We start from the raw sequence: 12,100 nt of genomic DNA on the forward strand, positions 1-12,100 counted from the left end.
CGGGCGATGGATGAGGCGGGCTGGGTCCGGGTCTTCCACCTGCTGTTCTACACCTGCCTCACGGTCGCCGCGACGATCGGGCTCCTGGAGGGAGGTCCCGATCCCGCCACGCTCGCGCTCACGGCACTGATGGCCGGCTGGTACGCGTTCTTCGTCGCGCGCAGGCCCGCCCTCCTCGAACGGCTCAATCCCATGGCCTGGCACCTGCTGGTGCTGATCGCGCTGCAGTCCGCGCTGATCAGGATGGATCCGGCGTACGAGACGACGCTGTTCGGCATGTTCGCACTGCCGTACCTCCTGCTGCCCGGGCGATGGGGCTACGCCGGCACGGTGATGCTCGTCTTCTCGTCGTCCGCCGCCGGCGGGCTGATCGAGACGATCCCCCACGATCCGTCCGTCCTGGGACGCCTCGTGGGCAACATCATGCTGGCGACCGTCATGGGGCTGTTCGCCCGGGATCTCATCAGACACAGCGAGCAGAACCGGGTGGTGGGCACGCTGGAGGAGCGGGCCAGGCTGGCCAGGGAGATCCACGACACGCTCGCCCAGGGGTTCAGCGGGATCATCGCCCAGCTCGAGGCGGCCGAGCAGGGGATCGATGACCCGGACACCGTACGCAAGCGGATCTCGCTGGCCAAGCAGCTGGCCCGCGACAGCCTCAACGAGGCCCGGCGCTCCGTAGACGCCCTGCGCCCCGAGCCGCTGGAGCGGGCCGAGCTCCACGAGGCGCTGGCCGCGGTCGCCGAGCGCTGGTCCGCCGCCACCGGTGTGCTCGTGGCTGTCTCGGTGGACGGCGAGCTGCGGCGGCTGCCGGTGGAGGTGGAGACGACGGTGCTGCGGGCGGCGCAGGAAGCGCTGGCGAACGTGGCCAGGCACGCGCGGGCCGGGCGCGCGGCGCTGACCCTGTCGTACATGGACGAGGAGGTCACGCTGGACGTGCTCGACGACGGGACGGGCTTCGACCCGGCCGCCGCCGGGGGCGGCTACGGGCTGATCGCCATGCGCGAACGCGCCTCGCGATCGGGAGGTACGGTGACCGTGGAGTCGGCGCCGGGGGGAGGGACCACGTTGTGCGTGAGCATCCCGTACGCCTGATGATCGTCGACGACCATCCGGTGGTGCGCGACGGGCTGCGCGGCATCTTCCACGGCGTGCCCGACATCGAGGTGGTCGCCGAGGCCGCCGACGGACACCAGGCACTCACCCAGACTCGGGCGACGCGTCCCGACGTGGTGCTGATGGACCTGCGCATGCCGGGGCTCGACGGGGTCGGCGCCATCGAGCGGCTGCGCTCGGAGCATCCGGAGGTCCGCGTCATCGTGCTGACCACGTACGACACCGACGCGGACGTGTCGCGGGCGCTGGCCGCGGGCGTGGCGGGCTACCTGCTGAAGGACGCGCCGCGCGAGGAGTTGCAGGCCGCCGTACGCACGGCGGCGGCCGGCGGCCGGATCCTGGCCCAGGCGATCACCTCGCAGCTCCTCGACGGCTTCGGCCGGCAGCGCCGGGCCTCGCCGAGCCCGCGCGAGCTGGAGGTGCTCAGGCTCATCGCGCGGGGCGCGGCCAACAAGGAGGTCGCGCGGGCCTTGCTCATCAGCGAGACCACCGTCAAGACCCACCTCAAGCACGTCTTCGCCAAGCTGGGCGTGGACAACCGGGCGGCCGCCGTGGTGGTCGCGATGGAACGGCGGCTCATCTGACCGGGCGAGCGCCAACGGTCAGCGCGGAGGCGGGTCAGAGCCTGCTGACGAAGGCTTGAGGGCTCGCGGGGACGGGTCCGTCGGCACCTTGAAACGGCACCTTCAAACGGTACCGCCACCGAGCGGCTCCGCCGTCGGGCGACCGCACCACCATGACGCGCGGACCGGACCGGGTGGCGATATGGCATGACATTTCGCGCCTGACAAAGCTTGATAAAACGCCTGTTCAGCATTTCTTGGCAGCGGATCACCGATATAGGCAGCCGGTTTCGAGGCTTGTCCCTGGGGCAGCGCACGGGAACAACCGCTTACACAACCGGAGGCAGACATGTCCACCGTGATCTGGGTGGCCGTCGTCGTGGTTGCGGTGGTGGCGATCATCGCAGTCGGCTATGTCGTACTGCAGCAGCAACGCCGGCACCGACTTCGCGACCGATTCGGCCCCGAGTACGAACGCACTCTGCAGGAGCGCGACACGCGGCAGGAGGCCGAGCAGGAGCTCATCGCCCGTGAGCAGCGTGTCAACTCCCTCGACATCCGCCCGCTCGACTCCGGGACTCGTGACACCTACGCCAAGAAGTGGATGGAGGTCCAGGAGCGGTTCGTGGACGCGCCGGGCTTCGCGGTGACCGAGGCCGACCACCTGGTGACCTCCGTGATGGCGGAACGGGGCTACCCGACCGAGAACTTCGAGCAGCGCCTCTCCGATCTGTCGGTCGTGCACGGCCGCACCCTCGACCACTATCGCCAGGCCCACGAGATCAGCAGCCGTGCCGCCCACAAGGAGGCCTCCACCGAGGAGCTCCGGCAGGCCATGGTGCACTACCGCGTCCTGTTCGAGGAGCTGCTCTCGGCTCCCGAAGGCGCGATGAACGGCGACCACTCTCCCCGGCACACCGGTCCGCGCCTGGAGGAGACGGCCAACGACGACGAGCGGACCGGCCGCCACGACCCCCGAGGACGGTGACCCGACATGAACGACCGACATGAAGATCGTCTGGTCCACAAGAACGATGACGACGAGCTGAACGTCCCGCCCCAGCGCGCCGACGGGGTAACCCCTGGATTCCAGGAGCCCCGTCCCGCCGGAACGTTCCCGGACCGGCACGACGGCCCGGCCGGCGACCTGGGAAACGACCTGGACGGCGACCGGCTCCGCGAGCCGGGTGAGGGGCGACCCGACGACTGGCGCGACGACCGGTCCGGTGCGCTCGGCCAGGACACCCCGGTGGACGTCACCGGCCGGCACAACGTTCACGACGGCGTCCATGACGGCGCCCACGACAGTGCCCGCGACGACCTGCTGGACGACGATACGCCGACGGTGATCGCGGACAGGCCCGGCGACGTGCTGGACCGCGACCGGACGGGGACCCGCTCCGACCGGCCCGGCCTCGCGCACGGCCCCCTGTTCGACCAGGACGCCGAGCAGGTGCGGCGGCGCTGGCAGGAGGTTCAGGCCAGTTTCGTGGACGACCCGCGCGACTCGGTGGAGCGCGCCGACTCCCTGGTCGGGGAGATCACGACCGCTCTGCGGACCGCGCTGGAGACCCGGACCGCCGAACTTCAGGGCCGCTGGAAGAACGGCGACCAGAGCGACACCGAACAGCTCCGTACGGCCCTGCGCGACTACCGGGCGATGCTGGAGCAGCTGCTGGACCTGGCCGACGGGACGAGGTGACCCATGCTTGCAATCGCTGCCGCAGTCGTTTTCGGCCTCGGCCTTCTGCTTGACCTGATCAACACCAGGATCGGCGGCATCAGCGGCACGACCTTCCTGCTTCTCGGCCTGCTCCTCCTGGCGCTGCACCAGGCCGGAGTCGGTACGGCGGGCGTGCGGAGCGGGGGTGGCGGGGGGAACTGGCGCCGCAGGCGCTGAGCGCTCTCGACGGGTCGAACGCGCGGAAGGGGGCGCCGTCCATGGGGACGGCGCCCCCTTCCGGCCGCTCAGCGGGAGGACGGGACACGGGATTCGGTCCGGATGGCGAGCTCGAACTCCTGACGGGGGTCGCTTATCGCGCCGAGCGAGACGATCTCCCTCTTGAAGAACAGCCCGAGGGTCCAGTCGGTCAGCACCCGCACCTTCTTGTTCACCGTCGGCATCCGCGACAGGTGGTAGGTCCGGTGCATGAACCAGGCCGGCAGACCGCGGAACTTACGGCCGTAGATCTGCGCGACCCCCTTGTGCAGTCCCAGGGTGGCCACCGAGCCGGCGTAGGCGTGCCGGTAGGGTCTGCGCGCCCTGCCGCGGAGCGTGGCCACCACGTTGTCGGCCAGCGTGCGGGCCTGCCGTACGGCGTTCTGGGCGTTGGGCGCGCACATCTCCCCCGGCTTGGTGAGGTCGGGTACGGCGGCGCAGTCGCCTGCCGTGAAGACGTTGGGAAAGCCCTCGACGATCAGGTCGGCGCTCGCCTTCACCCGGCTCTTTTCGTCCAGCGGGAGGCCGCTGGCGTGTACGAGCGGGTTCGGCTTGACCCCTGCGGTCCACACGAGGGTGTCCGCGTCGAACTCGGTGCCGTCGTCGAGCACGATGTGGCCGGCCACGGCGGAGTTCAGCCGGGTGCCGAGCCGTACGTCGATTCCCCGCCTGCGGAGCTGTTCCAGCGTCCACCGGCCCATTTCGGGGCCGACCTCGGGAAGGATGCGGTCGCTGGCCTCCACCAGGAGCCAGCGCATGTCACCGGGGTCGACCGTCGGGTAGTAGCGGCAGACGTCGTGAGCCATGTCCTCCAGTTCGGCGAGCGCCTCGACACCGGCGTAGCCGGCGCCGACGAACACGAAGCTCAGCGCCTTGGCGCGGACGGCCCGGTCGGTGGTGGACTCGGCCAGGTCGAGCTGGCCGAGCACATGGTCGCGGAGGTGAATGGCCTCCTCGACGCTCTTGAAACCGATGCCGCTCTCGGCCAGACCCGGGATGGGCAGGGTCCGGGAGATGGAGCCGGGCGCGAAAACCAGGATGTCGTACTCCAGGGTACGGCCGGGGCCCTCGTGCAGGCAGAGGTCGGCGGTGCGGGCGACGGGATCGATGCCGGCCACCCAGCCGTTGAGGATCGCGCACTTGTGCAGGACGTGGCGCAGGGACACGACGACGTGCCTGGCCTCGACGCTCCCCGCCGCGGCCTCGGGGAGGAACGGCTGGTAGGTCATGTACGAGTCGATGTTCACGACGGTGATGCGGGCCTCGCCGCGCCGGAGTTTGCGCTGGAGTCGCAGGGCGACATACATGCCGACATAGCCGCCACCGACGATCAATATGCGGACAGGTGCAGTCATAAACCGGCTTGTACCCGAAAAAGCCGATTCGGACCTTTAGTGGCCTTATGTCGGAAAAAGCTGGTTCAGACTTTGAAAGACATCGTGATGAAGGTCCCCGCGGCCCCGGTCTCGAACGTGATGTCGGAGCTGATCATCCGGGCCACCCACAGCCCCATGCCGCTGGTGGCGTAGGGCGCGGGCGGCGTCTCGCCGGGAGTCTCCCGGGGGGCCCACCGCCCCTCGTCGTGGATCTCCACGACGAGGGTGCGGCCGACGGTCCACATCCGCAGCACGGCCTTGGCGGTGGCATGGCCGTGCGTGACGGCGTTGGTGGCGACCTCGTTCACCGCCACCAGGAAGTCGGCCAGGCCCTCCTGTGACATCCCGCCCCGCATGGCTTGGACGGTGGCGAAGTCTCGCACGTCGGGCAGGTCGGGCAGGCAGAAGGCGAGCTCCGCCACGGCGGCTCCGGCGGGGACGGGCCGGGAACGGTCGCCGCTCGCCAGGAAGCGAGCAGGACGAGCACCGTTCTCGTTCACGCGAGATCCGCCTCCCCTGTCCCATCGCACCATCGTCCTCGGCGCCTGGGGATCATTCAAACGCACCTTATGCCACTCCTGCCGTCGCCGACTGGGGTGCCCGGTGAGGGGCGGTGTATTCAGCATTCGGCGACGAGTTCCTCGCGGAGCTGGTCCAGCACCTTCCGCAGGATACGGGAGACGTGCATCTGGGAGATCCCGAATTCGGCGGCGATCTCGGCCTGGGTCATGTTGCCGAAGAAGCGCAGCAGCAGGATGTTCTTCTCACGCGCCGGCAACTTGTCGATCAGCGGCTTGACCGCCTCGCGGTCCACGAGCACGCCCAGCGCGTCGTCCTCGTCGGGGATGATGTCGCCCAGCGCGGCCGCGTCGTCGTCGGCGCCGAGCGGCGCGTCGAGCGAGAGGGCGCTGTAGGCGGCCGAGGCGTCGAGGGTGAGCAGGACGTCCTCCTCGGAGATCCTCATCTTCACGGCGAGCTCGGCGACCGTCGGCGCGCGGCCGAGATCCTGGCTGAGGTCGGCGACCAGCCGGTTCAGCTCGGCCCTGCGCTCCTGGTAGACGCGGGGTACCCGGATGGCCCAGGTGCGGTCGCGGAAGTGGCGCTTGACCTCGCCGGTCATGGTGACCACGGCGTAGCCGCGGAAGGCGTGACCGAGAGTGGGGTCGAAGCCGTTGATGGCCTTCATCAGCCCGACGTAGGCGGCCTGAAGGAGGTCCTCCAGCGGCTCGCCCCGGTAGCGGTAGCGGCGGGCGATCTCCATGGCGAGCGGCCGGTGCATCTCGACGATCCGCTCGCGCAGGCGCTCGGCGCGGTATTCGGAGATCTCGGGCAGAACCATCTCGGCGAGGAGTTCCTCGGCGGTCATGTCGGTGAGTTCGAGGGCCTGAACAGACATTGCTGCTCCCTGATATTACTGTCGGGCGGCGCCGGCAGCACGGAACAGCATCCGGGCAGACGGCATCGCCTCGACCACTTTTCGAGGCGAGGCCCTCTGCTGGACCTCGGTTCTAGTATTACCCCGATTCCGGGAGTATTGCTCCCCTCCAGGTAACAGTAAGGTTGCTAATCAAATGTCGAGGAGGACCTGAGTGACGGTGTCGGAGAACGGCGAGAGAGCAGCGGCCCTGACTCTGACGTCGGCGCTGGTCGGTGGGATCACTGTGATCCGGGTAACGGGTTTGCTGGACGCGACGACCAGGGACCAGTTCGCCGACTACCTGGCGTCCGAGGCGGAGGAGCACGGCCCTGACATGGCACTGGACCTGGGCGGGGTGACGTTCATGGACTCCCGCGCGCTCGGGCTCATCGTCCACCACTGGCAGCTCAGCACCAACGCCGGCGGGAAATTCGCCCTCATCGGCGTGGAGTACGCCAAGACCAAGGTGATGTGGATCACCGGCCTGGCCCAGCGGCTGCCGCTCTACGACACGATCGAGGAAGCGATCGCCGCCTTCGGCTAGCGGGCTACGGCCTCTCAGCCGGCTTTCCCCTCCTGGTTGCGCTGGTGCTCGTCGACCAGCAGCCGGGCCAGGTCGGCGACCTTCACCTGGTGATGCTGGGAGACCCTGCGCAGCTCGTCGAACGCGGCCTCGGCCGAGCAGCCGCTGGACTTCATGATGATGCCCTTGGCCTGGTCGATGATCGCCCGGCCGGCCAGTGCCTCCTGCATCTGGGCGGCATCGGTCCTGACCTCGTCGTAGTCCCACATGTTGGCCAGCGCCACGGTCACCTGCTCGGCCAGCATGTCGGCCAGCGGGGGGACGCTGCGGGCCGCGAAGACCCCGGGACGCACGCCGTACAGACCGAGGACCAGGACGGCGCGCTCGACGGTGATCGGCATGGCCAGGACCGAGCGGACCCCGCAGCGGACCGCCATGCCGACGTACCCCGGCCAGCGGGATTCGCGCAGCACGTCCTGGACGATCACGTGGCGGCCGGTGGCGCGGGCCTCCGAGGAGGGCCCCTCCCCCAGGTCGCCCTCGCTGTCGACGAGCACGATGAGCTCGCTGTGCGAGGCGGAGACGACCATCCGCTCCTCTCGCCACAGCTCGGCCGAACCGCCCGCGCAGCCGGGCACGTCGCCCGCGAGTGTGGCGGTGAGCCCGCGCAGTACGCTCTCGCTCGAGGTCTCCTCGCTCACCCTGCCGAGAGCCGCGAGATCCCGGGCGAGAACGGGAGTGACCATCTCCATGTCACGTAACCCCTTCCTGGCTTCGCTAACTTAATCACTATCTGACCGTGCATCGATCCGATCCACCGGGTGGCGTACCGTCTACGACGGGGCCAGCCCCATCCCGGCCGCCGACGAGGACGAACATTGACCGACGCCATTGGCCTTCAGGCCCTGGAGCAGGCGCTCAACGCGCTCACCACCAGGGTCTCCTCCCTGCGCGAGGCCAGGTCCGCCTACCCCGCCGACCCCCGGTCCACACTTGACGCCGCGCTCGCGGAGCTCGACACCGCCCGCGAGCTGCTGGAGGCGTCCCTGCGCGAGCTGCGCAAGGCGCCCAAGCGGTCCGGCGAGCGGGAGAGCGGGTCGCAGCGGGAGCTCAAACTGCTGCGGCAGGTGTTCCGCACCTTCCCCGTCCCCGTGGTGGTGCTGGACGCCTCAGGGGTGGTCCGGCGCATCAGCGCGGAGACCTCCCAGATGCTGGGCAGCCCGGCCGGGTATCTGATCGGGCGCTCGTTCCCGCTGCTCGTCGACGTCTCCCGGCGGGCGGCGTTCCGCTCGCATCTGACCGCGGTGCAGCAGGGCGGTCAGACCGCGACGTTCCAGACGCGGCTGGCCCACCAGGGCCGCGCGCACACGGTGCAGCTCGCCGTCACCCGGCTGACGATGCCGGGCGAGCCGCAGGAGATGACCGCCATCGTGATCCTCCCGCTGGAGGCTCAGGTGGCCGGGGCGCCCCGGGGACCGGTCGACCGCTCGGACGCCTCCCTGGTGATGGCCGCCGCGCGCCGTCAGGAGCTGCTGTCCACGATGACCCGCCTGCTCCTCGACGAGGAGAGCCTGCGCCAGCCGGTGACCGTCACCCGTGCCGCACGGCTGCTGGCGGCCGAGAGCGCCGACTGGGTGATCGCCGACGTGGTCCGTGACGGCGCGCCCCGGCGTGCCTGCGTGCTGGGCCCGAGCAACAAGCCGGTGACCGAGCTGGTCCGCCTGATCGAGGGGATGAGCCCGCTGGCCGCGCCGGCCGTCGCCCACGTGCTGACCGGCGGCTCGGGCGTGGTCCACGAGATGCTGGAGGAGGAGACGCTGCTCGGCGAGGTCCCCGGCGGCCCTCCGCTGCTGCGGGTCATGGGCGCCGCCTCGCTGCTGATCGTGCCGATCCAGGGCGAGGCCGGCGCGCTGGGCGCCCTCACTCTCGTACGGCTGCGCGACCGGGAGCCGTTCTCCCTGGCCGACCTGGGGCTGATGGAGGAGATCGGCGTCCATCTCGGGCTCGCCCTGCGGGCCAGGCGCAGCTTCCAGACACGCTCCCAGGCCGCCGACGCGCTGCGTACCAGCGTGGTGCCCCGGAGCCTGCCGGACATCCCCGGGTTCGAGGCGGCGGCGATCTACCACGCGGGCTCCAGCCCGGTCGGGGCCGAGTTCTACGACGTCTTCCCCGTGCGGGACGGGTGGGGGTTCGCCCTCGGCGGCGCCGCCGGCAAGGGCGAGGAGGCCGCGTCGGTCAGTGCCATGGTCCGTAACGGGCTGCGCGTGCTCAGCGTCTGGGAGTCCGATCCGGGTGAGGCGCTGCGCAAGCTGAACCACGCGCTGACCGCGCAGAACAGCGGTCTGTTCGTGATGGCGGTGGCGGGGTTCGTCCGGGCCCGCAAGATCAGGCTGGCCAGCGCGGGCCACCACCCGGCCGCGCTCCTGCAGCCCGACGGCGGGGTCCGGTTCACCGCGGGCGGCGGCGTGCCGCTGGGCATCGCCTCCGAGGCCGAGATGTTCAGCGAGGAGCTCACACTGACCCCGGGCCAGAGCCTGGTCTTCTACTCCGACGGGCTGGTCGCCTCGCAGAACGAGCAGGGCGAGCCGTACGGCGAGAACCGCCTGGCCGACGTGCTGGCGCGCTGCGTGGCGCAGTCTCCCGCCACGGTGGTCAAAACCGTGGAGGAGGACCGGCACGCGTTCTCCGGCGGACGAGTATGGGACGAGATCGTGATACTCGCCCTGCGCGTCGTATAGCTTGGCCGTCTCGCCATGTGAACGGCCCGGCGGTCCGTCACGCGAGATGTGCCCGTGCCCGGCGGAGGCCTGTGCACGTGTCCAGCGAAGTGGGGACGTCGAATGACACCAGCCCTGTATCGGCGTTCCCGCGGCGTGCGCCGGAACGGGGGCGCTCTCCGGTGACCCCCATCCACCAGGCCGCGGTCTACGACTCCGATCAGCGCTTCCTGGCGATGGCGCTGCCGTTCGTCCGGGACGGGCTGGCCAAGGGCGACCCCGTGATGGCCGTGACGACCTCGGCCAACCTGGAGCTGCTCGGGGACGCCCTGGGTCAGGACGGCCGCCTGGTCGACTACGCGGAGAGCGGCTTTCTGGGCCGCCGGACGGTGGAGCGCGTCACGGCCTTCCACCGCTACTGGCGGCGGCGCGGCGTCGAGGCCCGGGGTGACGGGCACGTCCGGGTCATCGCCGAGCCGGTGTGGACCGGCCGGGCGGCTCGCGAGGTCCGGGCCTGGCAGCGCATGGAGTCGGCTCTCAACCTGCTGCTGAGCGGCACCAACGTGTGGATGATCTGCCCCTACGACGCGCGCGTCCTGGACCCGGAGGTGGTGACGGCCGCCCGGCGCACCCATCCGACGACGTCGGCGGACGGCCGCACACCGCTGGCCTGCTCGGAGTACACCGATCCGGTGGACTTCATCCGCGAGTGCGACTCCGCCCCGGTCCTGGAGCCCCCGCGGGACGCGGCCGCCGTCACCGCGGCGACGTTCCACGCGCTGCGCGAGTTCGTCACCGGCCAGGCGTCCCTGCTGGGGCTGAGCCCGGACCGGGCGAGCCTGCTCGCCGTCGCGGCGGGCAAGGTCGCCGACCAGCTGGAGCTGCCCGTCACCGTCCGGTTGTGGGAGCGGTTCGGCGCGATCACCTGTCATCTCCACCGTCCGGGCGGCCGCATCGCCAACCCGGTCGCCGGGTTCCTCCCGCCGGGCCCCACGGACCGGCCGGGTGACGGGCTGTGGGTCGCCCGGCAGCTGTGCGACCGGCTGGACATCCATGATGACCTGGACGGATGCACGGTCCAGCTCCACGTGCCCAGCGCACGCGCCGAGGAGTTGCGGCAGAGCAGGAAATACTAAGGTTTGCCGTCGGCGTGAATCCGGGTATGGTTTCTCTCATACAGACGTGTGCCTAAGACGCAGGCACCCCTGAAGGAATTACAGGCTTTCCATGCCTATCTCCTCCCAGAGGTGTGCCGTGAACATTGCATTCGTCTCCTCCGACGCTCTCTCCGCCTCCCAGAGCCAGTCCGACCTCGCCGCACAGCGCGCCCATCTTCTGGCCATCGCCCGCGAGCTGGGCCGGGAGCACAAGGTCACGATCTACACCCGCAGGCACTCCGACGCCGACAAGCCCCGGGTCCGCGTTTTCCAGGGCGTCACGCTGGAGAACCTGGCCGCCGGTCCCGCGGAGGACCTTCCCGAGGACAGGGTCCTCCCCTACCTGCCCGACCTCGGCGACCAGCTCATGCGCCGCTGGGGGCAGGACCGCCCGGACGTCATCCACGCGCACTCCTGGACCGGTGGCCTGGCCGCCATCGCCGGGGCCGACGGCCTGGGCGTGCCGTTCACCCAGAGCTTCAGCAGCGAGCACAGCCGCGACGCCAAGAAGGTCCGGGTGCAGCGCGCGATCGGCCGCCGGGCCAGCGCGGTGATCGCCGGATGCGGGGACGAGGAGTCCACGCTGATCCGGCTGGGCGTGCCGCGCCGCAACATCTCCGTGATCCCCTGCGGCGTCGACGTCGAGCGCTTCCGGCGTCAGGGCCCGGCCGCGGCCCGGGGCACCCGGCCCCGCCTGCTCCACGTCGGGCCGCTGGCCCAGGACAAGGGCGTCTTCACCGCCATCCGCGCCCTGGAGGGCATCCCCGACGCCGAGCTGCTCATCGCCGGCGGCCCGGACGCGGCGGGGCTGACGCACGACGCCGACGCGCACCGCGTCATGCTGCTGGCCAAGGAGGTCGGCGTGGAGGACCGGGTCACCATGCTCGGCCAGGTCCCGCACACCTCGGTGCCCAAGCTGATGCGCAGCGCCGACCTGGTCATCTCGCTGCCGCAGGAGACCGCCACCGGCATCGTCGCGCTGGAGGCCATGGCGTGCGGCGTGCCCGTCATCGCCTCGGCGGTGGGCGCCCACCTCGACTCCGTCGTGGACGGGGTGACCGGCCTGCTGGTGCCGGCGGACCGTCCCGCGCAGACCTCCCGCCTCATCCGGGAACTGCTCGCCGACCCGACCCGGCGTACGGCGCTCGGTTTCGCCGGCGCCGACCGCGCCCGCTCCCGCTACTCCTGGGAGCGGATCAGCCAGGAGCTCGTCCAGGTCTACGAGAACGCGCTCGCGACGCAGCACTGACCACGACGCATTCTGGGGTCCCCGTGCCGGGGGCCCCAGTTTT

Annotated in this window: 13 protein-coding genes; 9 read left to right on the forward strand and 4 right to left on the reverse strand. The window is 70.6% G+C overall.

Features of this window, described 5'->3' with window-relative positions; all coding sequences use genetic code 11:
• Positions 1-6: 6 nt before the first annotated feature.
• The 5 genes from BM085_RS10960 (at position 7) to BM085_RS10980 (ending at position 3,579) form a co-directional block, all read left to right on the forward strand.
• Positions 7-1,095, forward strand: coding sequence for a sensor histidine kinase (locus tag BM085_RS10960; protein WP_093886907.1), 1,089 nt, complete (start codon positions 7-9; stop codon positions 1,093-1,095).
• Positions 1,071-1,700: a response regulator gene (locus tag BM085_RS10965; RefSeq protein WP_093886908.1), complete on the forward strand. Its 630-nt coding sequence runs from the start codon at positions 1,071-1,073 to the stop codon at positions 1,698-1,700. Before BM085_RS10960 ends, BM085_RS10965 begins: the two co-directional genes overlap by 25 nt.
• 328 nt (positions 1,701-2,028) lie before the next feature.
• Positions 2,029-2,667 carry a hypothetical protein gene (locus tag BM085_RS10970; protein WP_093886909.1) on the forward strand — a complete coding sequence of 213 codons (639 nt, stop codon included), beginning with the start codon at positions 2,029-2,031 and terminating at the stop codon, positions 2,665-2,667.
• 6 nt (positions 2,668-2,673) lie between these two features.
• Complete coding sequence (locus tag BM085_RS10975; protein WP_093886910.1) at positions 2,674-3,381, forward strand: hypothetical protein; 708 nt, start codon at positions 2,674-2,676, stop codon at positions 3,379-3,381.
• Between the two features lie 3 nt (positions 3,382-3,384).
• A complete protein-coding gene (locus BM085_RS10980) occupies positions 3,385-3,579 on the forward strand; it encodes a hypothetical protein (RefSeq protein WP_086575684.1) in 195 nt (64 codons plus the stop codon).
• A 68-nt stretch (positions 3,580-3,647) separates the two neighbouring features.
• On the opposite strand, the gene BM085_RS10985 is transcribed toward BM085_RS10980, so the two are convergent.
• From BM085_RS10985 to BM085_RS10995, 3 genes are all read right to left on the reverse strand, one after another.
• Complete coding sequence (locus tag BM085_RS10985) at positions 3,648-4,973, reverse strand: NAD(P)/FAD-dependent oxidoreductase (RefSeq protein WP_093886911.1); 1,326 nt, start codon at positions 4,971-4,973, stop codon at positions 3,648-3,650.
• Between the two features lie 65 nt (positions 4,974-5,038).
• Positions 5,039-5,494, reverse strand: coding sequence for an ATP-binding protein (locus tag BM085_RS10990; protein ID WP_093886912.1), 456 nt, complete (start codon positions 5,492-5,494; stop codon positions 5,039-5,041).
• Between the two features lie 119 nt (positions 5,495-5,613).
• Positions 5,614-6,390 carry a SigB/SigF/SigG family RNA polymerase sigma factor gene (locus BM085_RS10995; RefSeq protein WP_093886913.1) on the reverse strand — a complete coding sequence of 259 codons (777 nt, stop codon included), beginning with the start codon at positions 6,388-6,390 and terminating at the stop codon, positions 5,614-5,616.
• Between the two features lie 193 nt (positions 6,391-6,583).
• Between BM085_RS10995 and BM085_RS11000 the strand changes: the two genes are divergently transcribed.
• A complete protein-coding gene (locus tag BM085_RS11000; protein ID WP_093886914.1) occupies positions 6,584-6,955 on the forward strand; it encodes an STAS domain-containing protein in 372 nt (123 codons plus the stop codon).
• Positions 6,956-6,969: 14 nt separating this feature from the next.
• On the opposite strand, the gene BM085_RS11005 is transcribed toward BM085_RS11000, so the two are convergent.
• Complete coding sequence (locus BM085_RS11005) at positions 6,970-7,686, reverse strand: ANTAR domain-containing response regulator (RefSeq protein ID WP_093886915.1); 717 nt, start codon at positions 7,684-7,686, stop codon at positions 6,970-6,972.
• A gap of 126 nt (positions 7,687-7,812) precedes the next feature.
• Between BM085_RS11005 and BM085_RS11010 the strand changes: the two genes are divergently transcribed.
• The 3 genes from BM085_RS11010 (at position 7,813) to BM085_RS11020 (ending at position 12,057) form a co-directional block, all read left to right on the forward strand.
• On the forward strand, positions 7,813-9,672 hold the full coding sequence (locus BM085_RS11010) for a SpoIIE family protein phosphatase (protein ID WP_093886916.1): 1,860 nt from the start codon (positions 7,813-7,815) through the stop codon (positions 9,670-9,672).
• 161 nt (positions 9,673-9,833) lie between these two features.
• Positions 9,834-10,787 (forward strand): MEDS domain-containing protein, encoded by a 954-nt coding sequence (locus tag BM085_RS11015; protein ID WP_177245046.1) that lies wholly within the window; start codon positions 9,834-9,836, stop codon positions 10,785-10,787.
• Positions 10,788-10,905: 118 nt separating this feature from the next.
• On the forward strand, positions 10,906-12,057 hold the full coding sequence (locus tag BM085_RS11020; protein ID WP_245789249.1) for a glycosyltransferase: 1,152 nt from the start codon (positions 10,906-10,908) through the stop codon (positions 12,055-12,057).
• The last annotated feature ends 43 nt before the right edge of the window (positions 12,058-12,100 follow it).

Origin of the sequence: Streptosporangium canum, assembly GCF_900113865.1 — a bacterium.
GTDB classification, from domain to species: Bacteria; Actinomycetota; Actinomycetes; order Streptosporangiales; family Streptosporangiaceae; genus Streptosporangium; species Streptosporangium canum.